18 protein-coding genes and 1 other RNA gene are annotated in these 26,420 nt (G+C 64.9%); 7 read left to right on the plus strand and 12 right to left on the minus strand.

Features of this window, described 5'->3' with window-relative positions:
* Positions 1 to 44: 44 nt before the first annotated feature.
* Both cphA (P8T11_RS27295) and cphA (P8T11_RS27300) read right to left on the minus strand, forming a co-directional pair.
* Positions 45 to 2,615 (minus strand): cyanophycin synthetase, encoded by a 2,571-nt coding sequence (cphA, locus tag P8T11_RS27295; protein ID WP_268079171.1) that lies wholly within the window; start codon positions 2,613 to 2,615, stop codon positions 45 to 47.
* A gap of 14 nt (positions 2,616 to 2,629) precedes the next feature.
* Positions 2,630 to 5,245, minus strand: coding sequence for a cyanophycin synthetase (gene cphA, locus P8T11_RS27300; RefSeq protein ID WP_268079170.1), 2,616 nt, complete (start codon positions 5,243 to 5,245; stop codon positions 2,630 to 2,632).
* A 269-nt stretch (positions 5,246 to 5,514) separates the two neighbouring features.
* On the opposite strand from cphA (P8T11_RS27300), the gene P8T11_RS27305 reads away from it, so the two are divergent.
* Both P8T11_RS27305 and P8T11_RS27310 read left to right on the plus strand, forming a co-directional pair.
* The gene (locus P8T11_RS27305; protein ID WP_268079169.1) at positions 5,515 to 7,800 is read left to right on the plus strand and encodes an ABC transporter ATP-binding protein; all 2,286 of its coding nucleotides are present in this window, start codon (positions 5,515 to 5,517) and stop codon (positions 7,798 to 7,800) included.
* A 24-nt stretch (positions 7,801 to 7,824) separates the two neighbouring features.
* A complete protein-coding gene (locus tag P8T11_RS27310; RefSeq protein ID WP_268079168.1) occupies positions 7,825 to 8,307 on the plus strand; it encodes a DUF1854 domain-containing protein in 483 nt (160 codons plus the stop codon).
* Positions 8,308 to 8,334: 27 nt separating this feature from the next.
* Here the strand turns inward: P8T11_RS27310 and P8T11_RS27315 are convergent, their stop codons facing one another.
* Entirely contained in the window at positions 8,335 to 9,465 is a 1,131-nt protein-coding gene (locus tag P8T11_RS27315; RefSeq protein WP_268079167.1) for a GNAT family N-acetyltransferase, read from the minus strand.
* Between the two features lie 95 nt (positions 9,466 to 9,560).
* Between P8T11_RS27315 and P8T11_RS27320 the strand changes: the two genes are divergently transcribed.
* From P8T11_RS27320 to P8T11_RS27340, 5 genes are all read left to right on the plus strand, one after another.
* Positions 9,561 to 10,406 (plus strand): ferritin-like domain-containing protein, encoded by an 846-nt coding sequence (locus tag P8T11_RS27320; RefSeq protein WP_268079166.1) that lies wholly within the window; start codon positions 9,561 to 9,563, stop codon positions 10,404 to 10,406.
* Positions 10,403 to 11,116, plus strand: a complete 714-nt coding sequence (locus tag P8T11_RS27325) for an MOSC domain-containing protein (RefSeq protein WP_268079165.1) — start codon at positions 10,403 to 10,405, stop codon at positions 11,114 to 11,116. The genes P8T11_RS27320 and P8T11_RS27325 overlap by 4 nt, the downstream gene beginning before the upstream one ends.
* A gap of 47 nt (positions 11,117 to 11,163) precedes the next feature.
* Positions 11,164 to 12,405, plus strand: a complete 1,242-nt coding sequence (locus tag P8T11_RS27330; RefSeq protein WP_268082491.1) for a lytic murein transglycosylase — start codon at positions 11,164 to 11,166, stop codon at positions 12,403 to 12,405.
* Between the two features lie 118 nt (positions 12,406 to 12,523).
* Entirely contained in the window at positions 12,524 to 12,937 is a 414-nt protein-coding gene (locus tag P8T11_RS27335) for a YidB family protein (protein ID WP_050447845.1), read from the plus strand.
* A gap of 86 nt (positions 12,938 to 13,023) precedes the next feature.
* Positions 13,024 to 13,947, plus strand: a complete 924-nt coding sequence (locus P8T11_RS27340; RefSeq protein ID WP_268079164.1) for a DUF4434 domain-containing protein — start codon at positions 13,024 to 13,026, stop codon at positions 13,945 to 13,947.
* A gap of 47 nt (positions 13,948 to 13,994) precedes the next feature.
* Here the strand turns inward: P8T11_RS27340 and P8T11_RS27345 are convergent, their stop codons facing one another.
* The 9 genes from P8T11_RS27345 to ompA all read right to left on the minus strand — a co-directional run bounded on the left by P8T11_RS27345 (position 13,995) and on the right by ompA (position 26,394).
* Positions 13,995 to 16,823 (minus strand): NfrA family protein, encoded by a 2,829-nt coding sequence (locus tag P8T11_RS27345; protein ID WP_268079163.1) that lies wholly within the window; start codon positions 16,821 to 16,823, stop codon positions 13,995 to 13,997.
* Positions 16,820 to 18,514 carry a glycosyl transferase family protein gene (locus tag P8T11_RS27350; RefSeq protein ID WP_268079162.1) on the minus strand — a complete coding sequence of 565 codons (1,695 nt, stop codon included), beginning with the start codon at positions 18,512 to 18,514 and terminating at the stop codon, positions 16,820 to 16,822. Before P8T11_RS27350 ends, P8T11_RS27345 begins: the two co-directional genes overlap by 4 nt.
* An 18-nt stretch (positions 18,515 to 18,532) precedes the next feature.
* Positions 18,533 to 20,746, minus strand: coding sequence for a cellulose biosynthesis cyclic di-GMP-binding regulatory protein BcsB (locus P8T11_RS27355; RefSeq protein ID WP_268079161.1), 2,214 nt, complete (start codon positions 20,744 to 20,746; stop codon positions 18,533 to 18,535).
* Between the two features lie 35 nt (positions 20,747 to 20,781).
* The gene (gene wecB, locus P8T11_RS27360) at positions 20,782 to 21,942 is read right to left on the minus strand and encodes a non-hydrolyzing UDP-N-acetylglucosamine 2-epimerase (RefSeq protein WP_277549600.1); all 1,161 of its coding nucleotides are present in this window, start codon (positions 21,940 to 21,942) and stop codon (positions 20,782 to 20,784) included.
* Positions 21,943 to 22,159: 217 nt separating this feature from the next.
* Positions 22,160 to 22,549, minus strand: a transfer-messenger RNA (tmRNA) gene (gene ssrA / locus P8T11_RS27365).
* A gap of 91 nt (positions 22,550 to 22,640) precedes the next feature.
* Entirely contained in the window at positions 22,641 to 23,819 is a 1,179-nt protein-coding gene (locus P8T11_RS27370) for an MFS transporter (RefSeq protein ID WP_268079159.1), read from the minus strand.
* A 441-nt stretch (positions 23,820 to 24,260) separates the two neighbouring features.
* Positions 24,261 to 24,935 carry an HAD-IA family hydrolase gene (locus tag P8T11_RS27375; RefSeq protein WP_268079158.1) on the minus strand — a complete coding sequence of 225 codons (675 nt, stop codon included), beginning with the start codon at positions 24,933 to 24,935 and terminating at the stop codon, positions 24,261 to 24,263.
* Entirely contained in the window at positions 24,932 to 25,660 is a 729-nt protein-coding gene (ubiG, locus tag P8T11_RS27380) for a bifunctional 2-polyprenyl-6-hydroxyphenol methylase/3-demethylubiquinol 3-O-methyltransferase UbiG (protein ID WP_268079157.1), read from the minus strand. The genes P8T11_RS27375 and ubiG overlap by 4 nt, the downstream gene beginning before the upstream one ends.
* 152 nt (positions 25,661 to 25,812) lie before the next feature.
* Positions 25,813 to 26,394 (minus strand): outer membrane protein OmpA, encoded by a 582-nt coding sequence (gene ompA, locus P8T11_RS27385; protein ID WP_268079156.1) that lies wholly within the window; start codon positions 26,392 to 26,394, stop codon positions 25,813 to 25,815.
* Positions 26,395 to 26,420 lie beyond the last annotated feature (26 nt).

The raw sequence follows: 26,420 nt of genomic DNA on the forward strand, positions 1-26,420 counted from the left end.
TGGCGGCTGAGTTACCGCGCGGGTCTATCCACCGTGGCCCAGCGTCACGGCTGCGCGATGCGCTTGGCGATGTGGTCCAGCGCCTCTTCCACTTGGTCCACCAGGATCAGGCACAAATCCCCGGCTTGCAGCCGCGCCAACGCGGTATCGATAGCCAGGAATTCGCCGTGGATCTCTTCAATGTGCCGCGCGCGCGGGGCGTCCACCAGGCCTTCCTGCAGCAACGCCAGCACTTCGCCGTCGGCGCGTCCGCGTTGGCATTGGTCCTGGTACAGCAGCACGTCGTCAAACGCCGCGCCCAGAATTTCCGTCTGCATGCGGATGTCTTCGTCGCGGCGGTCGCCCGCCCCGCTGATGACCACCGAACGGCGCTTGGCGGGCATGGCGTCCACCGCGCGCACCAAGGCCAGGATCGCGTCGGGATTGTGGCCGTAGTCCGCAATGACCGTGGCGCCGCGATAGTCGAACACATTGAAGCGTCCGGGCGCGGTTTGGGCGTCGTTGACGAACGTGGCCAAGCCATGGCGGATGACGTCCCTGTCCAGGCCCAGGGCCCAGGCGGCCGCAATCGACGCCATCGCATTTTCAACCTGGAAGGTAATCGTGCCGTTGCGCGTGAGCGGGATGTCGGCCAGCGGGAAGCGCATTTCTTGTGCGCCCTGCGCGGCCACGATCGCGTCGCCGTCGCGGTACACCGAACGCAGGCCCTGCGCGCGGTGCGTGGTCAGCACCGGGTGGTTGCGGTCCTCGGCAAAGTAGGTGATGAAGCCCGGGCAACTGCCGGCCATCTCGGCCACGATGGGGTCGGCGGCGTTCAGCACGGCGGTGCCCGTCGGATGCACGTGCTGGACGATGACGCGCTTGACCACTGCCAGGTCTTCCACCGTGCTGATGTAGCCCAGGCCCAGGTGGTCGCCCATGCCGATGTTGGTGACGATGGCCACGTTGCAGCGGTCAAACGCCAGGCCTTCGCGCAGGATGCCGCCACGCGCCGTTTCGAATACGGCGGCATCCACGTCCGGGTGCATCAGCACGCTGCGCGCGCTGCGCGGGCCGCTGCAATCGCCCGTGTCGATGCGCAGGTTGTTGACGTACACGCCGTCGGAATTGGTCATGCCGACGCGGTTGCCGGCCGCGCCCAGCAGATGGGCGGTCAGGCGCACCGTGGTCGTCTTGCCGTTGGTGCCGGCCACGGCCACCACCGGAATGCGGCCGTCGTCGCCGTCGGCGTACATGTTGGCGATGATGGCTTCGCCCACGGGGCGGCCCTTGCCGAACGAGGGGTTCAGGTGCATGCGCAGCCCTGGCGCCGCGTTCACTTCCACCACGCCGCCATGCTGGTCTTCCAGGGGGAAGAGCACGCTTTCGGCCACCACATCCACGCCGCAGATGTCCAGGCCGATCATGCGGGCCGCGGACACGGCGCGTGCCGCCATCTCGGGGTGGACTTCATCGGTAACGTCGGTGGCCGACCCGCCGGTGCTGAGGTTGGCGTTGTTGCGCAGGAAGATCAGGGTGCCGGGCGCGGGCACGGAGTCCGCGTCGAACCCCTGCTTGTGCAACGTGGCCAGCGCAATGTCGTCAAAGCGGATCTTGGTCAGCGACGTGGCATGCCCATCGCCGCGCAAGGGATCGGCGTTGACCTGATCGACCAGTTCACGAATGGTGTGCTGCCCGTCGCCCGTAACCTGGGGCGGGTCGCGGCGCGACGCCGCCACCATGGCTCCGCCCACCACCAGCAGGCGGAAATCGTGGCCGGGAATATAGCGTTCGACGATGACTTCCGAACTGATTTCCTCGGCGGCCTCGAAGGCCTGGATCACCCGTTCGCGCGTTTCGATATTGACGGCCACGCCGCGTCCCTGGCTGCCGTCGCGCGGCTTGACGACCACCGGGCCGCCGAGCGCCTGCGCGGCTTCCCAGGCTGCTTCGGCAGACGTCACGGAACGGCCCATCGGCACCGGCACGCCAGCGGCGTCCAGCAGCATCTTGGTCAGGTCCTTGTCCTGTGCAATGGATTCCGAGATGGCGCTGGTCAGGTCGGTTTCAGCGGCCTGGATGCGGCGCTGCTTGCTGCCCCAGCCGAACTGCACCATGCTGCCTTGCGTCAGCCGGCGATAGGGAATGTTGCGCGCCACGGCGGCGTTCACGATGGACCCGGTGCTGGGTCCCAGGCGCACGTCTTCATCCAGATCGCGCAAGCGCTTGAGCGCGTCGGCCAGGTCGAACGGTGCGTCGTCCAGCGCGGCGCCAACGATTTGCTGGGCCAGTTCCATCGCCAGCAGGCCGACGGCTTCTTCGCTGTATTCCACCACCACCTGGAACACGCCGGGTTCGATGGTGGACGACGTGCGGCCAAAGGTGACCGGGCAACCCGCGTGCGCCTGCATCGTCAGCGCGGCAATCTGCAAGACATGCGCGATGGACACGGCGTCTTGATGGCCTTCGGGGCGCATCAGCCCGATTTGCGGCAGCCGCGCGCGCAGGCGGGCTTCGAACTCGGGCAGGTTGTCGATGGAACACTCGGCGTCGGCACAAGAAACAATGGCCTCGATTGCCGTGTTCTTGCTCCACAGATTGGGGCCGCGCAGGGCACGGATACGGGAAACTTCCATGGCAGGTGTTCCTGTCAGTATTGTTGAATCCAGCGGCGCACCAGATCGATGGTGGGGCCGGAGAAGGCTTCGTCGGATTGCAGCAGGACGAAGTCGCCCGCGCCGATGCCGTTCAGCACGCTCTCGATGGCCTTGCCATGGTCAGGCTGGTCCTGGATGTCTTTCACGCGGCTGCCTTGCGACAAGCCCTGGCGCAGCAGCGCGCGCGCCTGCCCCGTGGGACGCTTGCTTTGCACCGTGTTGTCGTCATAGAGCACAACGCGGTCAAAGGCTTCGCCCAGCAGGCGGCCTTGTTCGATCAGGTCCGCGTCGCGGCGGTCGGCGCCGGCGGAATAGACGGCGGCGCGGCTCGACGCGGGGAATTGATCCATGGCGGCGATCAGCGGGCGCAAGGCCGACGTGTTGTGCACGTCGTCCACCACCACGGTGGCGCCGTTGCGTTCAAACAGTGTGAACTGCCAGGGCGCGTCGGCCTGGTCGATGTCAAAGGTTTCGATGCCGGCGCGGATCAGCGCCACGGGAATGTCCAGGGCCCAGGCGGCGCCCACGGCGGCCAGCACGTTTTCCACCTGGAAGGCCACGCGCCCACTGTGGGTCAGCGGAATGGCGGCAACATCCGCCAAGCGTTCTTCACGGGTGCCCTGCGCCAGGACGATGGCGCCGTCGCGCACAAACACCGCGCGGCCGTCCTGTTGCAGATGGGCGGCAATGGCGGGCAGGGCGGGGTCGATGCCAAAGAAGATCACAGAGCCGTCACACAGCTCGGCCATGTCGACCACGCGCGGGTCGCGTGCGTTGAGCACGGCCACGCCGGTCGGCAACACCACGTCGACCTGCGTGCGGAACACACTGAACATGCGCTCCGTTTCGTTGATGTCGAAGTCGCCCAGATGGTCGGCGTCGTCAATGTTGGTGACCACGCCCACCTGGCAGCGGTCATAGGCCAGGCCTTGGCCCAGGATGACGCCGCTGTCGTTCTCGATGACGGCGGCGTCCACGTTGCGGTTCATCAGCAAACGGGTGGCGGAGGCGAAGTCGGCGTGGTCACCCTTGTGCGCCAGGCGGCGGTCCAGGTACAAGCCTTCGCTGCAGGCCAGGCCGGTGCGCTTGCCCGACAGGTGCAGCAAGCGCGCGACCAGGCGCGCCACGACGGTCTTGCCATTGGTGCCCGTCACACCCACGATGGGGATGCGGCCCGCGTCGCCTTCCGGGAACAGGTGGTCGACGATGGCGCGGCCCACCGGGCGCGGCTCGCCGTCGGCCGGTTTCAAGTGCATCAACAAGCCGGGGCCGGCGTTGACTTCCACAATGGCGCCGCGCTGCTCGGCCAGCGGCCGGGTGATGTCTTCGGCCACCAGGTCCACGCCGGCGATGTCCAGGCCCACCACGCGAGCGGCCAAGGCCACGGTGGCGGCAATGCTGGGATGCACGCGGTCGGTCACGTCGAAGGCGACGTTGCCGCTGCGCTGCACCAGCACGCGCTGCCCTTCAGCCGGCACGCTGTCTTCCGACATGCCCTGACGCGCAATTTCCAGCCGGGCGGCGGAATCCAGGCGCACGAAATTCAGCGGATGGTTCTCGGTGCGGCCACGGCGCGGGTCGATATTGATCTGGCTGTCTATCAGTTCGGTGATGCTGGACGTGCCGTCGCCCGTCACCCAGGCAGGTTCGCCGGCGGCGGCGGCCACCATGCGGTTGCCGACCACCAGCAGGCGGTGCTCGTTGCCCAGCACGAAGCGTTCGACGATGACGCCGCTGCCTTCGTCCACCGCCACGCGGTAGGCGGCCACCACGTCTTCGCGGGTCGTCAGGTTGGTGAATACGCCCCGGCCATGATTGCCGTCGTAGGGCTTGACCACGACCGGCAGGCCGATGTCTTCGGCAGCGTCCCAGGCGTCGTCTTCGCTGTCGACCAGGCGGCCTTCCGGCACCGGCACGCCGCAGGTCGACAAGAGCTCCTTGGTCAGGTCCTTGTCGCGCGAAATGCCTTCGGCGATGGCGCTGGTGCGGTCGGTCTCGGCCGTCCAGATGCGGCGCTGCGCCGAACCGTAGCCGAACTGCACCAGGTTGCCTTCAAACAACCGGATGTACGGAATATCGCGGTCATCGGCGGCATCCACGATGCAGGCTGTGCTGGGTCCCAGGCAGTGCTTGTCCACCAGGCTGCGCAATTTGGCAATGGTGGCCGGCACGTCGAACGGGCGGTCTTCAATGGCCGCCATGACCAGGTCGCGGGCCTCGTTCAAGGCGGTGCGCGTGACCTGTTCCTGCCAGGCACGCACCACCACCTTGTAGACGCCGCGAGTCGATGTTTCCCGGGCCTTGCCGAAACCACCGCGCAAGCCGGCCAGGTTCTGCAATTCCAGGGTGACATGTTCAAGAATGTGGCCGGGCCAGGTGCCTTCTTTCAGGCGGGCCAGGAAGCCGCCGCGCACGCCGGGGCTGCATCGGTGCTCGATCAGCGTCGGCAGCCATTCGGACAGGCGCTCGTAAAACCCGGGAATGGTGTTGGAGGGGTAGTCTTCCAGCTCACCAATATCCACCCATGCTTCCAGGACCGGGCGATAGGTCCAAATGTTCGGGCCGCGCAAAGCCACGACATCGAGAAATTCAATGTCTTTCTTTTTCATGTTTTAATTTACGTGAGAAGCAGGTTGGCACGCGCGGACGCCCCTAGGTAAGGCCGCGAATCTATTACGAATTTTCGGGGTTGCGCTTCAAGAATAATGCCAACGAGTGGGGGATCCCAGATATTCCTAATTAGAAAAATCGGCTGCTACTATACGACGCCTTCAAGGCGTCGATTCGTTGTGTTGTAAGGAAGGGACACGTTTGCCGCCGTGGGTGGTAAACCGGTTGCCGCCTAGTAGGGCAGAGTCCTGGCCCGGTATGCGTTCCAATGAAAAAACCACACCTGCTTTCCGGCCTTGCCGATGCATTTCCTGCCCGCTGGCGGGATGAAATTCGCGCTGAACTCGCGGACGACGAAACCTTATTGGCATGGGTTGAAATTGACCTGGACCAGCGGCTGAAGTTCCAGCCCGGGCTGGTCGCCGCCACCGACCGCCGCCTGCTGTCCCGCAACTCCGCTGACAACGGCTGGGAATCCTGGGCCTATGGGCCGCAACTGACGCTAAGTCTCACTGATCATGCGGGCGCCGCCGTGCTGGAATTGCACGACAATACTGCGCGACTGGCCATCTGGCGCTTCACCCTGGCCCGCAATCCGGCCGCGCTGCGCCTGCTGGCCCAATTTGAATCGCAGCAGGCGATCCGCTTGTCGGGTCAACGCGAAGACGCGCCCCAGGAACGCAACTGCACCGTTTGCAATAACGTCATTCCGGCGGGCGAAGAAGATTGCCCTACCTGCAACCAGGAACTGGCCGCGCCGTCGTCCACCTGGGCGCTGTTGCGCCTGTGGCGTTTCGCGCGGCCATATCGCGGCCCTTTGCTGGCGGGCTTCCTGCTGACCTTGCTGGGCACGGCCGCGACCCTGGTACCGCCGTACCTGACCATGCCGCTGATGGACGACGTGTTGATCCCGTTCCAGAACGGCGCGCCGATCGACTACGACAAGGTCCGCCTTTATTTAAGTGGACTGCTGGCGTCCGCCTTGCTGGCATGGGGGCTGGGCTGGGCCCGGACCTACATCCTGGCCTGGGTCAGTGAACGCATTGGCGCCGACCTGCGCACCACCACCTATGAACACTTGCAGCAGTTGTCGCTGGAATATTTCGGCGGCAAGCGCACGGGTGACCTGATTTCCCGCATTGGCAGCGAGACCGACCGCATTTGCGTATTCCTGTCGTTGCACCTGCTGGACTTCGCCACCGACATCCTGATGATCGTCATGACGGCGGTGATCCTGGTGACCATCAACCCCTGGCTGGCGTTGGTCACGCTGGTGCCGCTGCCGTTCATCGTCTGGATGATCCACGCGGTGCGCGACCGGCTGCGTCATGGTTTTGAAAAGGTCGACCGCATCTGGTCGGAGATCACCAACGTGTTGGCCGACACGATCCCCGGCATTCGCGTGGTCAAGGCATTCGCGCAGGAAAAGCGTGAGGTGGCGCGGTTTCGCGAAGCCAATAACCGCAACCTGGAAGTCAATGACCGCGTGAACACCACCTGGTCGCTGTTCTCGCCCACGGTCACGCTGCTGACCGAAGTGGGTTTGCTGGTGGTGTGGATATTCGGTATCTGGCAGGTGTCGCAGAACCAGATTACGGTGGGGGTGCTGGCCGCTTTCCTGGCGTATATCGGGCGCTTCTATTTGCGCCTGGATTCGATGAGCCGCATCGTCTCGGTCACGCAGAAAGCGGCCGCCGGCGCCAAGCGCATCTTCGACGTGCTGGACCACGTGTCCAGCGTCCCTGAACCGCAAAAGCCCGCCACGCTGCCGCACATCAATGGCCGCATCGAATTGCGCGACGTGGGCTTTCGCTATGGCAACCGCCAGGTGATCCGTGGACTGAACCTGAGCATCGCGCCGGGCGAAATGATCGGCCTGGTGGGGCACAGCGGTTCGGGCAAAAGCACGCTGATCAACCTGATCTGCCGCTTCTACGATGTGTCCGAAGGCGCGGTGCTGGTGGATGGCATCGACATCCGTTCGGTGCGCGTGACGGACTATCGGCGCAACATCGGGCTGGTGCTGCAAGAGCCTTTCCTGTTCTTCGGCACCATTGCCGAGAACATCGCTTACGGCAAGCCCGACGCCACGCGCGACGAAATCGTGGCAGCGGCGCGCGCGGCCCACGCGCATGAATTCATCCTGCGCCTGCCGCATGGCTACGATTCGCTGGTGGGCGAGCGCGGTCAGGCCTTGTCGGGCGGCGAACGCCAGCGCATCTCGATCGCGCGCGCGCTGCTGATCGACCCGCGCATCCTCATCCTGGACGAAGCCACGTCGTCGGTGGACACCACCACCGAAAAAGAAATCCAGAAGGCGCTCGACAACCTGGTGCGGGGCCGCACCACCATCGCCATCGCGCACCGCTTGAGCACGCTGCGCAAGGCTGACCGGTTGGTCGTGCTGGACCGTGGCCAGATCGTGGAGCAGGGGCCGCACGAAGAATTGATGGCCCGCGAGGGCGCCTACTATCGCCTCTACCAGGCACAGGCGCGCCAGGCGGAAGCCGACGCGCAGGCGTCGGGCAGCGAAGACATGGCCGCCGTGGCCTGACGCGGAACCGGGATTATTCACTTCATGACCTTGCCTTCCTCGTTGCCTCTCTTTGACTTGCGCCGCAATGCCTTCGGGCGCCTGGAATTCATCTCCGCCGACGGCGAGACGCACGAAGGGGTCATCCCCGTGCGCGCGTTCCCGATCAGTGAAGCCGGCCGAGGCCTGTCGCTGGTGACCAGCGACGGCCATGAACTGCTGTGGATCGAACACCTGTCCGACGTGCCGGCGCCGCAGCGCGCCTTGATCGAGGAAGAGCTTGCGGGGCGCGAATTCATGCCCGAAATCCGCAAGCTGAGCAGCGTATCCACCTACGCCACGCCCAGCACCTGGAAGGTCGAAACGGACCGCGGCCCGACATCGTTCACGCTGCGCGGCGAGGAAGACATCCGCCGCCTGAGCCCGCAGACGCTGTTGATTGCCGACAGCCACGGCATCTTCTATCTGGTGCGCGACATCCTGTCCCTGGACAAGCACAGTCGCAAGCTGCTGGACCGCTTCCTGTAGGAGGCAGGCGCGGTGCGGGTACGCGCGCTACGCGTTGCCTTTGAACGGCGTATGGGATTCCAATTCGCCCAGGTAATCCGTGACGGCGGAAGTCTCTTCATCCAGGAAGTTCTGGATGGCTTCGGCAAAGCCCGGGTGCGCCACCCAATGCGCCGACCACGTCGGCGTGGGCAGCAAGCCGCGCGCCATCTTGTGTTCGCCCTGCGCGCCGCCTTCAAAGCGGTTGATGCCATGCGCGATGCAGTACGCGATGGATTGCATATAGCAGGTTTCGAAATGCAGTCCGGGCACGTATTCCGTCGCGCCCCAGTAGCGACCGTATAGCGCGTCGCCACCCGCCAGGTTCAAGGCCATCGCCACCGGTTCGCCTTCACGTTCGGCCAGCACCAGCACGAAGGCGTCGGGTTGTTCGCGGTGCGCGCGCTGGAAGAAATCGCGGTTCAGATACGGGGGGTTGCCATGTTGGAAGTACGTGCGGCAATAGCAGTCGTAAAAGAAGCCGAGTTCAGCGGGGCCGATCTCGGCGCCGCGCAGCCAGCGGAACGTCACGCCGGCGGCGGCGACTTTCTTGCGGTCCTGCCGGATTTTCTTGCGCTTGTCGTGGCTCATCATCGCCAGGAAGGCGTCGAAATCCGCATAGCCGGGGTTGGTCCAATGAAACTGCACGCTCTCGCGCACCATGAACCCCGCGTCGCGCAGCACGCGCATGTCGGCGTCCGACGGAAACAGCACGTGCAGCGACGACACCTTGATTTCCTCGGCGAAGGCCACCAGGCCACGCGCGAGCGTGGCGCGGTCTTCGTCGTTGGCCGCCAGCAGGCGCGGCCCGGTGACCGGCGTAAACGGAATGGCCGACAGCAGCTTGGGGTAATAGCGCATGCCGTGGCGCTGAAAGGCGTCAGCCCAGGCGTAGTCGAACACGTACTCGCCGCGCGAATGCGACTTCAGGTAAAGCGGCACGGCCGCCGCCAGCGCATCGTCGCGCCACAGGGCCAGGTAATGCGGCGCCCATCCCGAGGCCGGCGCGGCGCATTTCGTTTCGTGCAGCGCGCACAGGAACGCATGCCGTAGAAAGGGTTGATCACCGGCCAAGGCGTCCCAGGCGTGGGCGTCGATGCGGGACAGGTCGGTTTCAATGGTCAGGCGCAGGGAATCCATCCGTGAATGATAAAGTCATCGACAGCGCACGGGTTTGAAACCGTGGGCTTTTTCAGGGTTTACGGTGGCATGCGCCACCTGGGATTGAAATCACCATGGACAGCAACACAATGCCCGCAATGCCGCGCGGGCACGTCGACGACTGCTTGCGCGGACAGGCGCTGGCGGCGCTGGCCGCGCAGGAATGGCCTGAGAAAATGGCGGCCGTGCGCGGTATCGCGGATAGCGCGCTGCTGGACTGCCAGCGGGAATTCGCGGCGCCCGCCGGCTTGCCCGGCCGGCCGCAACGCCCGGAACTGGTTGCGCCGGCCCAGGTCAAGCACCGTTCCATGGCCACGGTCGAGGGCCGCGCGGCATTGCTGCACGCGCTTGCCCACATTGAGTTCAACGCGGTCAATCTGGCATTGGACGTTCTGTGGCGTTTTGCCGGCATGCCCGAAACCTTCTATCGGGACTGGCTGCGTGTTGCGCGCGAAGAGGCCTATCACTTCGACCTGCTGCGCCAGCGGCTGGTGGCCTTGGGACATGCCTACGGCGACTTCCCCGCGCACAACGGTTTGTGGGACATGGCCGAGCGCACCAGCGCGGACTTGCTGGCGCGCCTGGCGCTGGTGCCGCGTACGCTGGAGGCGCGCGGGCTGGATGCCTCGCCCATGATCCGCAACAAATTGGCCGGGGCGGGCGACGCGGAAAGCGCGGCCATCGTCGACATCATTCTGCGCGACGAGATCGGGCATGTCGCCATCGGCAACCAATGGTTCAAGCACCTGTGCGCGCAAGCGGGCAAGGAGCCCGTGGCGTGTTACGCCGAGCTGGCGCAACGCTATGGCGCGCCCCGGTTGCGCGGCCCGTTCAATCTTGAAGCGCGCCGCGCGGCGGGGTTCGACGACGCCGAATTGGCCGCGTTGCAAGCTGATCAGCCGGAAGTGAATAGCCGATGACACCCATCACCATTGATGCCCTGCTGACGGGCACGGTGCGCCCGCTGGGGGATTCCGGCCGCGATAGCGGCATCGACAAGCATCCCGTGGCCGAGCGCTTGTGGCTAGGCGCCGAAGGCCTGCGCGGCGACGAACAAGCCGACCGCCGCTTTCATGGCGGCCCGGAAAAGGCGCTGCACCATTACGCCCGTGACCACTATCCGGCGTGGCGCGCCGAGCTGGGCGCGCGTGCCGTGCTGGATGCCCCGGGTGCGTTCGGCGAGAACATTTCCACCACCGGGCTGACCGAGGCGGATGTCTGCGTGGGCGATGTCTTTTGTGTCGGCACGGCGCTGGTCCAGGTGTCGCAGGCACGCCAACCGTGCTGGAAGCTGGACCATCGATTCGGCCAGCGCGGCATGGCGGCGCGCGTGCAATCAAGCGGCATGACCGGCTGGTACTACCGGGTGCTGCAAGCGGGCTGGTTATGCGCGGGCGATGCGCTGGCCCTGCGTGAGCGGCCCCACCCGCAATGGCCGTTGTCCCGCGTGCAAGACATTCTGAACCGGCGCGTGCTGGATGCGGACGTGCTGCACGCCCTGGCCACGATGCCCGAGCTGTCGCCAAATTGGCGCGCGCTGTTCGAGAAGCGCGCGCAGGCGGGGCAGGTGGAAGATTGGACCCGACGACTGGAAGGCGACGCCGCGCTTTCAGCACCCAAGGAACGTTGAACATGAAGCATCCCCGCATGAAGTATTCAGGCATGAAGTTCCCCGGCATGAAACACCCGTATCGCGCTGGAAAGCAGCTCCTGTCCCTGGCGCTTTGCAGCGCCGCGCTGGCATGGCCGGCGGCGGCGCAGGCCGCGGACGCCTACGCCACCTGCCTGTCGCAGTTGCGCGGCCCGGCGCAGAAAGCGGGCGTGTCCGCGTCCACCTTCGAGACGCATACGGCCGGGCTGTCGCCCGATATGACGGTCATTGATCTGCTGGATGCGCAGCCCGAATTCAAGACGCCCATCTGGGACTACATGGCGGGTCTGGTGGACGACGAGCGGGTGGCGGACGGCCAGGCGGGCATGGCGCGCTGGCAAGCGGAGCTGGCGCGCGCCGCCTCGCGCTACAACGTCGACCCGGCCACCATCGCGGCGGTGTGGGGCGTGGAAAGCAATTTCGGCCGCACACTCGGTGGCCGGCCCTTGTTGACGTCCTTGTCCACGCTGTCGTGCTTTGGCCGGCGGCAAGCGTATTTCCGGGGCGAATTCTTCGCCACCTTGAAAATCATCCAGGACGAGCACATCGCACCGGAACGGCTGGTGGGTTCCTGGGCCGGCGCCTTTGGTCAAACGCAATTCATGCCGTCCACCTATCTGCGGCTGGCCGTTGATTTCGATGGCGACGGCCGCCGCGACCTGGTCGATAGCGTGCCTGACGCGCTGGCCTCCACCGCCAATTTCCTGAAGCGCGCGGGCTGGAATCCGCAATTGGCCTGGGGCTATGAGGTGCGTCTTCCCGCCGGACTGAACACGGCGGGGGCGGGGCGCAAGAACAAGCGTCCGATGTCGGCATGGGTCAAGCAGGGCGTGACGCGCGTGGACGGACAGGCCTTGCCCGGGGGCGAGACGCCCGCCGGCCTGTTGTTGCCGGCGGGCAGGAAGGGACCGGCGTTTTTGGTCACGCGCAATTTCGATGCGCTGTATTCCTATAACGCCGCGGAAAGCTATGCGCTGGCCATCGCCCATCTGTCTGACCGGCTGCGTGGCGGTGGGCCGCTGGTCCAACCCTGGCCGACGGACGACCCGGGCTTGTCCCGGGCGGAACGGCGCGAGTTGCAGCGCCTCTTGATCGCCAAAGGCTATGAGCTGGGTGAACCCGATGGCATGGTCGGCACCCGCACGCGCCAGGCCTTGCAGGCCGCGCAGCGCGAGCTGGGCATGCCCGCGGACGGGCGGGCGGGGCAGAAGGCGCTACAGGCGCTGCGGGCTTCAGCCTCGGCCCCTACCTCAGCCACACCGCGCTGACCGCCCCGGCCGCCAGATTTACAAGTTTTGCAAAGATCCGGCGCCAGGTAACCACCCTGACACGCGCGACGCCAGCCAGGGCCCTATACTGGTTTTCCCACTTTTCAGGAGCACGGCGATGAGCCTGTTGGATACCTTGGCCTCGATGGCCGGCGGCGGTCAGCAAGGAGGCTCGGCGTCGCTGCTGCCGGCGCTGATCGAGCAATTGAACAAATACCCGGGTGGCCTTAGTGGCCTGATCGCCAGCTTTCAGAAAGGCGGCTTGAGCGAAGTTGTGGCGTCTTGGGTAGGCCCGGGCCAGAACTTGCCCGTCAGCGCCGACCAGTTGGGTTCCGTGCTGGACCCCGGCGTCGTCAACGAGCTGTCCGCCAAGACCGGGCAGGACACCGATTCGGTGCTGGCTTCGCTGTCTTCGCTGCTGCCGCAATTGGTGGACAAGGCCACGCCGGAAGGCGAAGTGCAACCTGGCCAACAGTTCAACCCGACCGATCTGCTGGCGTCGCTGTCCGGCATGTTCGGCAACCGCGGCTAAGGGCGGCACGGGGCTTTCCCCTGACGTACCGTCTGCTTCCATCCTCCTCGCGCCGGCGCCTGCTTCAGGCGCTGGCGCTTGGCGCGTTGGCGCCCTTGGTCGCCTGCGCGCCGCCCCTGTCCTTGAACGCCACCTTCCTGCAATTGTGGCGCAGCCACCTGGACCTGAGCCCCGATGACTGGCGTGTGCGCTTGTCGGCCTATCGCCGTTTGGGATGTCGCGAGATCTTCCTGCAATGGGTGGGCCTGCAAGGTGGCCGGCCGGACGATTGGATGGCGTCCGACGCCGTCCTGCGCATGATCTTTGACGAGGCCGAGCACCAAGGCCTGGGCGTGCATGTGGGCCTGCCCTATGACCAGCGCTGGTGGGACGTGCTGGCCAAGTCGGATCAAGCGGCGCTGACTGCCTATCTGGACCAGACGCGGGCTCGCGGCGTGGCGTACATGCAGGCCGCATCCTGGCCCAAGCGCAGAGCCTTTCGCGGTTGGTATGTGCCTTACGAGCTGGAGCAATACAACTGGGCATCCGCCGAAAGGCAGGCGCTGTTGATGCCCTGGCTGGATGCCTACTCACGCACGGCGCAGGCCACCAGCCCGGGTGTGCCCTGCATATCGACCTACTATTCCCGCCTGCCTGGCGAGGGGTCATTGGCGAAGCTGTGGAGCGGCATCCTGGACCGAGTACGCATCCACCCGATGATCCAGGACGGCGTGGGCGTGGCCGGCTTGGCCAACTACCAATCGCTTGCCCCCTTGCATGACATGCTGCTGGCGCGGCGCGCCTCGTTCGACTTGATCCTGGAATTGTTCGAAGAGCTGCCTTCGGGCAGTACGGACAGCTCCACCTTCAAGGCGCGCTCGGCGGATTTCGATCGCGTCGAACAGCAATGGGAGGTGGCTCGCGGCTACGGCGCCAAGCGGGTGGTGGCGTTTGCGATAGACCCTTGGGTGATCGACAACACGCCCGAGGCGCGGGCACTGATGCAAGCCTGGTTGGCGGCGCGCGTTTGAGGCCTGCCGGGCAGGGCGGCAACGCCCGCGCGCGGTCAGTACGGATGTCAGTACGACAGGGTCAGGTTGATGAACAGGCCGCGCGCCCGGTCGGCTGAGCCTCCGCCGATGTTGAAGCGGTACTGCGTGGTCAGGTCCAGATAAGACCGTGGCGCGTTGTAGTGGTCTTCTCGGAACCAGTAACGCACGTTGACGCCAGGCCCGGCGCCCAGCGACCACGATGAGCCGTTGCCTAACTGGTCGACGCTGAACGACTCGCCCTGAAAATTGGCGGATGCTCGGTTTTTATTCCACAGCCAGTCCGCGCCCACCACCGCATAGGGAAAGAGCACCAGCCGGTCGCTGATGGCGTCCATGCGATAGCTGCGGCCCACGCGCAATTCACCAGCGCCGAACGCCTGGTCGCGCTTCATGCGGCCAGAGACCTTTTCGCTGTCTTCGCCCGTGACGTTGTCGCGCAACCAGAATTTCGCGGGCATGTCCTGCCAGGAATAGCCGGCCTGCAGATAGCCTTCCATGGTGAACCAGTCGGGCCGGTCGATGCGCAGCGTCGTGCCTTCGTACAGGCCGTAGGTGACGTAGGCCAGCCAGGCGCCGTTGTCGGCGGTGGTTTCGTAGTGCGGCGATTGGTTGGTCTGATTCAAGGCGCAGCGCAAGGCGGCGGGCGCGGGGGCAAAGGTGCCGCGGCGGGTGGCGGTGCCCAGGTTGAACTGGCGTTCGATGCCGAACGTCAGCCCCACGTCGGTGGATGGCGTGAAGCGCATGCCCAGGGATCCGATCGTGGTGGGAAAGCCGGCGATGCCTTTGTTGCGGGTTTCGGCGACATCGATGCTGCCCCCGCAAGGGTCGGCCACGGTCTGGCCCGTGGTGGTGCCGCCGTTGTCATAAAGCGTATTGGAAACGCGCCCATACAGTTCGAAGGTCTGCGTAGCGGAGTTCATGAAATCCGCGGGACGCCAGAAGATCTCGGCCGTGCTGAAGATGGCGTCGCCCGGCACAGTGATGGCCGCACCGCCCAAGCCCGACGATGCTGGCCGCGCGCCGCGATAGCCGGCGGAAACGTAGCCGCCCCATTCACGCGACAGTTCGCCGATGCCGCTGCGGGTGTCAAAGCGCTGTTGCGGCGTCAGGGCCAGCTTGCCGGCATCGGCTTCATCGATAGCCTGCTTCAAGTTGTCGACCGCACCGCGCTTGTCGCCCGCGCCGGCTCGCGCGTAGCCTTCGTCCAGTATTACGGTGGGTGGCGCTTTGCCGGTGGCGCGCGCGGCCTCGAAATCCCGCAGCGCAAGCGCGGGCTGCCTCATGCGTTGATACAGATAGCCCCGCTGCATCAGCAGCGTGGGGTCGTCAGGCTGGGCCTCCAGCGCTTTGCTCATGCGTTGATCTGCCTCGACCAATTCGGCACCCTTGCCGGCCGCCAGCGTGGTCGTCAACAGGCGTTGGTACTCCTGGTTTTCGGGTTCTTGCGCGACTGCCTGGCGGGCCTGGGCGATGGCTTCGGCATACTCTTCCCGCGCGTAGGCGGCGTAGGCCAGCGCGGCAGGGCCGCCATTGCCGGCGGTGTCGGACGGCAGCAATTGGCAAACAGTGCCGGCAGGCGTGTCGCGGCAGTCCTGCACCGGCGCGGGGTAGTTGCCTAGCGTCAAGGTGGCGGGCACGGCGGGGCGGGAGCGCGCGCGTTTTATCCGTGCATCGGCCGCGTTGTCCTGTTGGCCCAAGGGTTCCAGCAAGGCCAACGCGCGCGCATTCTCGCCGGCCGCCAACGCCGCGTCGGCGGCAAGCAGGCGGATGTTGCGGCGTTGGGCACCGTCTTGCAAACCTTGCTTGAGTGCGGCGTCAAAGTCCGCATTCGCCAAAGTAGTCTTGCCCTGGCGTTGGCGCAGATAGCCGCGCATGACAAGCGCCGTGGCGTTGCCGTTGTCTTGTGTGATGGCGTCGGTGGCGGCCGCTTCGGCAGCGGCCAATTGGTCGTCCAGCATCAGGGCGTTGATCAACAGCAAGCGGTGGCTGGCGGTGTCGGGCGCCAGGGCCACGGCTTGGCGCGCCAGCGGCACGGCGTCGTCCGGGCGGTTGGCGCTTAGCGCCTGGTACGCCGCGTCAGCCTGCTTGGCGGCCATGCGCGTATTCATCGTCTGGCGACGGGTGGCCAGCTCTTTCTTGTTGGGGGCGCCCAGCGCAATCGCCTTGTCGGCGGCGGCTTCGGCCTGTGCGTACTGGTTCTGGGCTTCCAGCGCGTCCAGCCACAGCATGGCCCAGGCGCCTTGCTTGGGATCCATGCGAAAGGCCTGTTCGGCGCCACGCGCGGCAGCGGCGTAGTCGCCGCGCTTGTAGTCGGCGTAGGCGCGGGTGGCGATGGGGTAAGCGCGGCTGTAGGCAGAGGCGGGTCGGGAGGCGGGCGGGGTCGGTGTCGCAGTGGGTTTTGCGGTGGATGTGGCGGTGGTGGGGGGTGTTGTGGTGGATGTGGTGGCGGGTGTGGTGATTGTGGCGGTCGGTGTCACCGGCGTGACGGCCGGGCTGGGCGCGGGGCGCAGGTTGGCGCGGGCCTGCCGCAATGCGGGCGTATCCACCCCTTCCTTGACGGCGTTGGTGGCGGCCTGTTCAGCCTCTTTCATCTTTCCCTGCTTTTGCAGCGCGTAGATCAGCAGCAGGTGCAGCCGTTCCACGTCGGGTCGCAACACGATGGCCGACTCTGCCTGCTGCGCGGCCAGCTCGTACTTGCCTGCGTCGAAATTCTTGTAGGCCTCTTCGGCGAAGCGGTACGCCGCGCCTTCCAGCGGGGCCTCGGTCTTCGCTGCCGTCTGTGCCGTGGCGGACGGGGCTGTCCACACGCAGGCCAGCGCGGCGGACAGGATGAGCGAGCGGGTCAGCGGGGTCATGTCGTCGCGGGTTTGTCGTTGGCGTGTGGCTGCGGCGCCACCTGGCCCGTTTGTTGGAAGTCGATGGCTTCGTTCAGCGTGCCCTCGTCCAGCCAGCCTTGTTCGGTCAGGATCTGGCCCAAGGGCTTTTTTTCGCGCGCCTGGATCTCAAGCGCGCGCGCCAGCGTGTCCTGGTCGATGGCCTGCCACGACAACAGCAGCTCGCCCAGCCGCTGGCGTTGTTGCGACAACTGGTCGGTGCTGGGGAAGTCGTGCATGGTCTTGTCCCAAGCCAGGCGCTTGCCGGTGATCAGATGCATGATGAACAGGCGCCAGGCACGCGCCGCCGCCATGGCGTTGATGAAGTTGCCCACGATCATGCGGGGTATGGACAGCACCGCGTGTTCCCACCCATACATGTGGCCCACGAAGTACGCGCGCTGCACCACGCGCAATAGCAGGGCGACGGCGTTGATCCACATCAGCGTCACCAGCCAGCCGCCGGGCCGGAAGTACGATGGGTAATACACCGTCCACCAACCAAATTTATCCGCCAGGAAAAACAGGAAGAAATTGGCCAGGAGCACGTAAGCAAGAATCGCGATGAATGACGTGACCAGGCCCTTGCGGTCCCGGAACAGCAGATACCGGTTGGCCAGCGACCCCGTCCAACCCACTTGCTGCCAGCCTTGCAGGCCGATGCCCAGCGTCCAGCGCGCCTTTTGCCGATAGGCGGTGCGAAAGGTGTTGGGAAAGTATTCGCGCACACCCAGCGGCATGCGGATGGTGGACACCTTTTCCCGCCCCAGGCCGAACCAGGCACGCCGGCGCGTCACGTATTCCACCTGGAACTTCCCGAAAATCTGCTTCATGCCGCGTTGCGCCAGCCGCGCGCCGATGTCGTAATCTTCGGTCAGTGTGTCGGTATTGAAAGGTTGGTTGTTGGTCTCCGCCGCCAGTTCTTCCAGCGCGCGGCGCGAAAAGCAGGTGCCCACGCCCGCCGACGGCACCATCTTCGAAAGGCTTTCGCGCACCACCAGGTCCTTGGTGTGCCACTCGGCGAACTCGTCCATGTAGGTGCCGGCAACCAGCTCGTGCCAGTGACGTTCCAGCGACGTGACAGGCAGTTGGATGAAGTCGATGCGCGGCAGCAGATAGTTGTAGTACTTCAGCTCGAGCGGGTGCAGCACGTCTTCGCTGTCGTGCAGGATGACGCCCGCAAACGGCTCGGGCTGCTTCGCGTTCTGTGCAAAGATCGCCTGCACGATCCAGTTCAGGCAGTCCGCCTTGCAGGTCGGCCCGTCATGCGGCACTTCCACGCGGATCAGTTGGCGGTATCGGCGTCGCATGCGCTCTACCTCGTCGATCGTGCGTTGGTCGTTCTGGTAGGTGCCGGCGAAGATCATGTAGTTCTTGTATTCCAGCGTCGACACCATGGTTTCAAGCATCGACGAGATCACGTCGTACTCCAGCCAGGCGGGCACCATGATCGCCAGCGGCTGTTCCGCTTTGGCGCGCAATTCCTCGGCGGACAAGGCCGTGTAGCGGCGCTTGACCGTCAGCGAACGCCGCAGCTCTCGCACCCAGAACCAGGCGTCGATGAACAGATCATCCAGGCTGGATAGCAGGATGATGACGCCGACGATGGCGGTCACCACTTCCAGCCCGCGGTAATAGTCCGCGATGAAGTAGGGCCAGTAAAGGGAAGACATGGGGAAGACCTGGCTGGCTTACTTGGTGTCCCTGGTCTTCCTGCGATTCACGCGCCGGGCTAGGATCAGGACCAGGATCAGGACCAGCAGCGCGATGCTGATGGCCGGCACGCTCCAGGAGACGTAGCGGCGCCATTCGAAGAACGCGCTTTCGCCCGCGCCCGGTGGATGGCTGGCATCGGGGTTGGCACTGTCTATCCAGGCGATCGGCCCCGTGGCGCCGATGACGGCGACGTTGCCGCGGTTCAGCACGAAGGGGGCGTCCAGCATGCCGGGGTGCTGGCCCAGCGTGTGCCACAGCAACCCGTCCTGGCCATTGCCGCGCACCACTTCCGCCGTGCTCAGGTTGTCCAGCCCCGAGATGTCGAGCCACGTCGCGGTCTTGCCGGCTACCGTCAACTGCTTGCGGTCCGTGACCTTGACCATGGGTTCGGCGCCATCCACCGCCACTTCCATCGCCAGGAAGGGGCGACCGGGCTGGACCGCCTGGCCCGCGGGCGCCACCGACAGTTCCGCGCGCGTCGGCGATACGCCGCTGGCCGAGGCAATGCCGATCACGCGCTTGATGTTGTCGGGTGCGTCGGCCAGATAGCTGTCGGGAATGATCAGTTGCGGGTTGCCCGCCATCAAGGGCAGCAGCCCGACAAAACTACCGTCCGGTTGCGCCTTGCCCGGCTTCACATAGCTGGTCGGCAGGACGTTGACGGGGTAGCCCTGCGGGATCTCATTGCAGTCCACCGAGACCGGCTGCCGCTGGAACGTGACGCGCACCGCATTGTTGACGCCCAGCGCGTAGCCGGGTACGCGCGCCCTGAGGCGTTCGGGCTTGCCGTCCGCGTCCATCTGCTTGGCCGTCAGCAGGATGCCATTCCAGAAGACGGAGGCCACCGGTCGTGTGGACGAGGCGCCGGGCGCGGCGGCCAGATCCATCACCAGCTCGTCGGGCATGAGGCCGCCTGACGAGACGGCCGCCAGCGGGAACGTGGTGGTCCAGTCGCCGCGCGATACGACATCGAAGCTGTCGGCGGATCCGCCCAACGACGTCAGGCGCAATGCCCCATCAGCGCTTAGCGGCGGCGTGGCGGCCTTGACGTTGACCTGGCGGGTTACCAGGATGCGGCGCCATGCGCTGTCGAAGGCACCGGCGGCTTGCGCGCCCGCATCGGCGGCCACCGCGATCACGGCTTGCCGGCCCAGCGGCAGCAACCGGATGTCCTTGGCGGGCAGGTCGGCGCCGGCCAGCGGCATGCGCGCCTGGCGCCACGTCTTGAAAGCGTCGGCCGCGTCGCTGTCGGAGGCCAGTTGCGCCTGCAACGCATCCAGCGCTTCGTTGTAGCGGGCGCGAAATGCGGCATCCATAATCGCCACGTCAGCGCTGACGGCGGGGGCGCCCAGCACCAGCAAGGCGCCAAGTTCCGCCGGGCTGGCAAGCTTGTGCTTTTCCTTGCCTGCTATCGCGGCAAAGGCAGCCACCCGTTCCAGGCCCGCCGGCATTTGCAGGCCGCGCGTGTCAACCTCGTCGCCCACCGACGGGAACGCCCGGACCGCGACGCGCTTGCCCGTGCGTTCCAGCGCCACGCCAAGACGCCAGGCGCTATCGAAGGCCTGCTGGTCGAGCTTGGCGCTTGCCACCATCAGCACGGGCTTGCCGGGCAGGGTGCCCCAGGCGTCATCCAGATTCTTGAGGGCCGAGGCGTCGTAGCGGTAGCTCAACCGGGTTTGCGGCGAAATGGTCAGCGCGTTGGCGGTGGCGCGGTTGCTTTCGCAGTGGCGCAGCGCGATCTCCGACTGCCAGTCCACACCCAGACGCAGGAAGCCGGTCTGGCGGTTGCGCTGCTCGATCGTCAGATTGCGCGTCACCGACCCATCGCCGTCTGCAATCCGTTGAGCGGTTTGCGGTATGCCGTCCAGCCACAGCACCATGTTGGTCCGGCCCGGTTCACCCTTGGTGTATTTGGCATCGAAACCCAGGGTGGCGTCCAAGATGGGCACGCCGCGAGGCACGGGCAAAAAGAACTCGTGGTGCGCATCGCTGTTGGTCAGGACAACCGGCTCGGAAATGCCCAGGTCTTGCAGCGTGATGTTGCGCGTTACCCAGTCGTCGTTCTGCAAGCGTCGCAGCGCGTCGCCGGCCGGGCTGGCTGGGGCGGCCAAGGGAAGCAGTAGTCCCGCGGCCATCAGCGCGCGGCGTAGGGTTCGGGCAACAGGAAAGTGCAGGGCGGGGTGGTGCATGCGGACTCCGGGGCGGGAATGCGTCGCGGGATGCATCAGGCGGATGGGGTGATGGCGGTCCCGTAGGGATCAAATTCAGAGACGGCGCGGCCGCATAGCGCATCCACGATGCGCTGGCTGGCGCGGCCGTCGCCGTAAGGGTTGATGCGTCTTGAGAACGACGCATGCAGGTCGGCGTCGTCCAGCAGGCGATTCACGTCGGTCACAATGCGCCGGGCGTCCGTGCCGACCAGCGCCACGGTGCCGGCTTCAACCGCTTCGGGGCGCTCGGTCACGTCGCGCATGACAAGAACCGGCTTGCCCAGATACGGCGCCTCTTCCTGCACCCCACCTGAATCGGTAAGGATGAGGTGGGCGCGCTGCATGAACCAGACGAAATCCAGGTAATCCAGAGGATCAATCAGGTGCACATGCGACAGCCCGGCCAGGTCCGTCATCACCAGATTGCGCACCTGCGGATTCAAATGGACCGGGTAGACGATCTGCAAATCGTCCCGGCGCGCCAGTTCCGCCAGCGCGGCGCAGATATTCTTGAACCCGCCACCAAAGCTCTCGCGCCGATGGCCAGTCACCAGCAGCAGCCGCCGCGTGGGATCCAGCCAGCCGTAGCGGGCCTCCAACTGCCGTGCAAGCGGCCCCGTGGGATCCAGCTTGGCGCACGTCATCGCCAATGCGTCGATCACGGTATTGCCGGTGACGGTGATCCGCCCGGCCAAATTTTCACGCGACAGATTGCCGCGCGATTGCGCGGTGGGCGCGAACAGCCAGTCACCGATCGCGTCGACCACGCGCCGATTCATTTCTTCGGGGAAGGGCATCGCCAGATTGCCGGTACGCAAGCCGGCTTCGACGTGCCCGATCCGCACGCGCCGGTGAAACGATGCCAATGCGCAAGCCGAAGCGGTGCTGGTATCGCCATGCACCAGTACGCAGTCGGGCTGTTCGGCTTCCAGAACATGGTCCACGCGGGCAATAAGTCGCGAGTACAGGCCATTCAGGGTCTGGTTCGGCACCATGATGTCCAGATCATGCTGGGCGTGCAGCCCAAACAGTGTCAGCACCTGATCCAGCATCTCGCGATGTTGCCCGGTCACGCACACCACGCTCTGAATCGCCGGCTCTTGGGACAGGGCGGTGACAAGCGGCGCCATCTTGATCGCTTCGGGACGGGTCCCAAAGATGGATAGGACTTTCATCACAAGAATGACCTCACAGACGTGGTGGCATTTTCTTGCGTTGATTATGTATTGAGATTATTCGTAATATGTGACGGATTATTTCCACCCCGGTGAACCTTGGGGATATACCCCCATTTGTTACTTCCGGTATCCCGTATGTGTTGTGAACAGGCAAAAAAATGGCCAACTCCGAAGAGTTGGCCATTTGCTAAGCACTGTGCAATAAAGCGGAATTTGGTGGAGCCGGGGGAATTGAACCCCCGTCCGCAAGCCCTCTGCAATCAGTTCTACATGCGTAGTCGATTTATTTAGTTTTAACTTTGGACTTAGCCAACCGACAGGCCGGACCAAAGCGATTCACGTAATTTAAATCTGAGCCGTGTGACCCCAGCGCAGACCGATTCCTTGTGAATGTCGCTGCTGCGGTTCGAGGGTTACCCCCCCTAGGAAGTTGCCTTCCTCCGCCTGACCCAAGGACAGATCAGTGCAGCGGCTCACCGCTTAAGCGGCGAGAGCGAAACGCTCGTCGTTGGCGTTTGTAGTGTTTCCAGTGGTTTAACGAGCGAACTGGTGCTCGGCATGCCCTGAGTTGTTTCGCGACCCACGTCGAATCCGGATCGGCCCCAAGAACTTTCTATTGTACTGGTAAATGCCATAGCCTGCTGTACTGTCCACCGGCCGTTGCCCAGGCGTGGCGCGGTGGACACAAGCGGGGTTCAGGCGGCGTTCGCGCAGGCGGTTTTGGTCGACGGCTGCGTGCGCGACGCGACCATCAGCGCCAGCGCCAGGGCGACTGAAACCGCCACGATCAGGGCAGCGGCCCAACCCAGCGAGGCCAACCCGTATTGGTCAATGACATGGCCGCCCACCACGGCGCCCAGGCCAATGCCGATGTTGGCGCCCGATATATTCAGCGACGCCGCAAAGGCGGGCGCCTCGGGGGCGGCCTTCATCAAGCGCACGTGGCAAACAATGAATAGCGCCGCCTGCGCGATGCCCCACAGGCCCAGCGCCACGGCAAGCAGGCCATGCGATTGCATCACCGGCGCCACAAACACCAGCCCGGCCGCCATCAACGACGAAAACAGCGCGGTGGCACCCAAGGGGCTACGGTCCACCATGCGACCGCCCAGCGTGTTGCCGATCAAGCCCACCCCCCCGAACGCCATCATCGTCCAGCCGACGATCTGCCCGTCGAAACCCGCCAACCGCTCCAGCATGTCCGCCAGATAGGTGTAGGCCGTGAACATGCCGGTAAACACCAGCAGCGACAGCACCACGTGGCCCAGCACGATGGGATTGCGCAGGATGCGCAGTTGCGTAACCAATTTCACGCTGTCAGCGCGGATTCGTGTGCTGGGAAAGGCCAGCAACAGCAGCAGTGCCTTGGCGAACGCAACGGCCGACAGCACCCAGAACGCCGCTCGCCAGCCAAATGCGTCCGAGATCAACACCCCGATCGGGATGCCAAACACGGTGGCCGCCACGATGCCGAAAGCGACCATTGAAATCGCCCGGCCAGCACGCGCGGGTCCTACCAATTCGACGGCGGTAGCGCTGGCCAGTGACCAGAACACGGGCAAGGCCAACGCGGGCACAAAGCGGGCCACCGCCATGACCCAGATGTTCGGCGCCATGGCGGCAACCGTGTTTGAAACGCCGAACAACACCAGCACGCCGATGAACAGGCGCTTGCGTTCGACATTGGCCATCAAGGCGGTCAGCAAGGGGCCGGTTGCCGCCACCGTGAAGGCGAACAGCGAAACGAGCAGGCCAGCCTGGGACACGGTGACCTGCAGGTCGCGAGCCAAGGCGGGCAACAAGCCGACGATAAGGAATTCAGTGGTCAGAATCGTAAAACCGGCGGCAGAAAGTAGCAGGATGGGCAAAAGCATAGGCATTCCATTGGCGCGATGCCGAATGGCGTCGCGCGGGGGCGTTGTCAGCGAAAAGGTCGTCGATGCGCGCAAGCGTTGGCCGCGCACGGTGCACGAGGGTGTTTAACCGTCGGCGTGGAGGGGAGGGGTTGCGGAGGCAGGCTCCGCAGCGTCGGCGTCTGCCGGACCAGCAATCGGGTAGCACCCGACTGCCTTGCATGGGTCACACTTTAAGGGACTTGGAAATCCGGATAAAGCGTGCAATTCCGGAAAGATTGTTCGTCGAGTGCAACTAATAAAGGCAACTACCTGGCGCAACTACGAGGCGTCACTCATTGGCGCCAGGCATCGGCACGAGGCATTGGCACGAGGCATTGGCACGAGGCATCGGCACAACGAATTAGCGCGACGAATTGCAAGACGGCCGGCGGACCGTTGCGGTCCGCCAAGCCCGGCACCTTAGCGCAGGTCGATGGGCAGCAACGGTTGGATGGCCGCCCACAGTTCCTCGGGCGTATTGGCGCAGGTTTCCGCTTCCCAACTGATGATGTTGTCGTCTTCGCCCACGTAGCCGTAGGCCGCCGCGACGGCGGGCATGCCGGCGGCATGTGCAGCCTGAATGTCGCGCAGGTCGTCGCCCACGTAAACGCAACGATCGGTGGAAAAACCGGCTTCGCGCGCGGCATGCTGCAACGGCAGCGGATGCGGCTTGGCATGGGCGGTGGTGTCACCGCAGACAAGCACGGCGCTGTCGCGGGTCAGGTCCAGGAATTCAACGATGGGCAGCGTCAGATAAGTGACCTTATTGGTGACGATGCCCCACGACATGCCTCGGTTGCGGATATCCGCCAGCAATTCCTCGATGCCGGGGAACAGTTTGCTGTGCACGGTGGAATTGGCTGCGTAGTCTTCCAGGAACTGCAAGCGCGTTGGCTCATAGTCCGGGTCGCCCGGCGCCAAATCCAGGGCCACCCGAAGCAGGCCGCGCGCGCCTTGCGACGCCACCGGGCGCAGGGCTTCGAAAGGCATGGGTTCCAGGCCGCGGCGGATGCGCTGCTGATTGGCGGCGGCGGCCAGATCGGGGGCGGTGTCGGCCAGGGTGCCGTCGAAATCAAACAGAATCAGGGCGCTCATTTGCGGGTAGCCATCAGGTAGTTGACCGAGGTGTCGGATGACAGCGAGTAAATCTGGGTAATCGGGTTGTATTCCATGCCGCGCATGCTCACGGGTTCCAGGCTGGCGGCGCGCGCCGCGGCGGACAGTTCGCTGGGCTTGATGAACTGGTCATAGCTGTGGGTGCCGCGCGGCAGCAGCCGCAGGACGTATTCCGCGCCGATGATGGCAAACAGGAAGGCCTTGGCGTTGCGGTTCAGTGTCGAAAAGAACACCCAGCCGCCCGGCTTCACCAGCGTGGAGCAGGCGCGCACGATGGACGCCGGGTCGGGCACGTGTTCCAGCATTTCCATGCAAGTGACCACGTCGTATTGGCCGGGTTGCTCGGCCGCCAGCTCTTCCACGGGCACTTTTCGGTATTCCACCTTCACGCCCGACTCCAGGCCATGCAGGCGCGCCACCTTGAGCGATTTGTCCGCCAGGTCGATGCCGGTCACTTCCGCGCCGCCACGCGCCATCGCTTCGGAAAGGATGCCGCCGCCGCAGCCCACATCCAGCACTTTTTTGCCAACAAGGCTGCCCGCGCATTCCTGAATCCATTCCAACCGCAGCGGATTGATGGCGTGCAGCGGCTTGAACTCGCTTTCGGGATCCCACCAACGGCTGGCCAAGGCGCTGAACTTGTCGAGTTCAGCCTGATCAGCATTGACGGCAGGGCGGTCGGAGTCGTGAATTTGCGTGGTCATGGGAAGGTCCAGCGAAAGGCGACGCTATATATATAGAGGGGGCCCGCCGTGCGCCGGCGGGCAGGCCGCGCGCCGGCGCACCAGAGTGGTGCGCGGCGGACGAAAAAAGGGCCTCGCTATGCGAGGCCCCCTTATTGTAGCTAGTCCGGCAATTACTTGCGGCTACCCACGATTTCGATTTCAACGCGACGGTTTTGGGCACGGCCCTCTTTCGTCTTGTTGGAAGCGATCGGGTTCGACTCGCCCTTGCCTTCCGTGTAGATACGGTTGGGGTCGATACCCTTGCTGACCAGGTAGGTCTTGACCGAAGCGGCGCGGCGCTCGGACAGCTTCTGGTTGTAGGCTTCAGTACCGATCGAGTCGGTGTGGCCAACAGCAATGATGGTTTCCAGCTCGATACCGCGAGCTTGCTGGGCGACTTGATCCAGCAGCTGACGACCTTCGGGCTTCAGGGTCGACTTGTCGAAGTCGAAGAACGTGTCAGCGTTGAACACGACCTTTGCCGCCATCGGGGCCGGCTTCGCCTTCTGTTGTGCAACCGGGACACCGTCGCAACCGGGGATACCGGTGGCAGGGGTCCAGAAAGCATCGCGCCAGCACAGTTCGTTCGTACCGTTTTTCCAAACGTCACCGAACGGGTTGCGCCAGTTGTCCACGGTTTGCGCGGAAGCTACACCAGAGGCCGTGACGGCGGCGAAGGCGAGCGCCAGAGCGAATTTGGAGGGTTTGTTCATGTTTCTCCTCGTTGAGCTTGAAGCTG

The sequence above is a fragment of the Achromobacter spanius genome, assembly GCF_029637605.1.
In the GTDB taxonomy this organism is placed as follows: domain Bacteria; phylum Pseudomonadota; class Gammaproteobacteria; order Burkholderiales; family Burkholderiaceae_B; genus Achromobacter; species Achromobacter spanius_E.

Excerpts from the sequence above, each read along its gene's own strand:
- P8T11_RS27335 (WP_050447845.1), top strand. The coding sequence starts at position 12,524 with ATGAGCCTGTTGGATACCTTGGCCTCGATGGCCGGCGGCGGTCAGCAA.
- P8T11_RS27355 (WP_268079161.1), bottom strand. The coding sequence starts at position 20,746 with ATGCACCACCCCGCCCTGCACTTTCCTGTTGCCCGAACCCTACGCCGC.
- cphA (WP_268079171.1), bottom strand. The coding sequence starts at position 2,615 with ATGGAAGTTTCCCGTATCCGTGCCCTGCGCGGCCCCAATCTGTGGAGC.
- P8T11_RS27325 (WP_268079165.1), top strand. The coding sequence starts at position 10,403 with ATGACACCCATCACCATTGATGCCCTGCTGACGGGCACGGTGCGCCCG.
- P8T11_RS27345 (WP_268079163.1), bottom strand. The coding sequence starts at position 16,823 with ATGACCCCGCTGACCCGCTCGCTCATCCTGTCCGCCGCGCTGGCCTGC.
- P8T11_RS27330 (WP_268082491.1), top strand. The coding sequence starts at position 11,164 with ATGAAACACCCGTATCGCGCTGGAAAGCAGCTCCTGTCCCTGGCGCTT.
- P8T11_RS27310 (WP_268079168.1), top strand. The coding sequence starts at position 7,825 with ATGACCTTGCCTTCCTCGTTGCCTCTCTTTGACTTGCGCCGCAATGCC.
- ubiG (WP_268079157.1), bottom strand. The coding sequence starts at position 25,660 with ATGACCACGCAAATTCACGACTCCGACCGCCCTGCCGTCAATGCTGAT.
- P8T11_RS27320 (WP_268079166.1), top strand. The coding sequence starts at position 9,561 with ATGGACAGCAACACAATGCCCGCAATGCCGCGCGGGCACGTCGACGAC.
- P8T11_RS27305 (WP_268079169.1), top strand. The coding sequence starts at position 5,515 with ATGAAAAAACCACACCTGCTTTCCGGCCTTGCCGATGCATTTCCTGCC.
- cphA (WP_268079170.1), bottom strand. The coding sequence starts at position 5,245 with ATGAAAAAGAAAGACATTGAATTTCTCGATGTCGTGGCTTTGCGCGGC.
- ompA (WP_268079156.1), bottom strand. The coding sequence starts at position 26,394 with ATGAACAAACCCTCCAAATTCGCTCTGGCGCTCGCCTTCGCCGCCGTC.
- P8T11_RS27370 (WP_268079159.1), bottom strand. The coding sequence starts at position 23,819 with ATGCTTTTGCCCATCCTGCTACTTTCTGCCGCCGGTTTTACGATTCTG.
- P8T11_RS27350 (WP_268079162.1), bottom strand. The coding sequence starts at position 18,514 with ATGTCTTCCCTTTACTGGCCCTACTTCATCGCGGACTATTACCGCGGG.
- P8T11_RS27375 (WP_268079158.1), bottom strand. The coding sequence starts at position 24,935 with ATGAGCGCCCTGATTCTGTTTGATTTCGACGGCACCCTGGCCGACACC.
- P8T11_RS27315 (WP_268079167.1), bottom strand. The coding sequence starts at position 9,465 with ATGGATTCCCTGCGCCTGACCATTGAAACCGACCTGTCCCGCATCGAC.
- wecB (WP_277549600.1), bottom strand. The coding sequence starts at position 21,942 with ATGAAAGTCCTATCCATCTTTGGGACCCGTCCCGAAGCGATCAAGATG.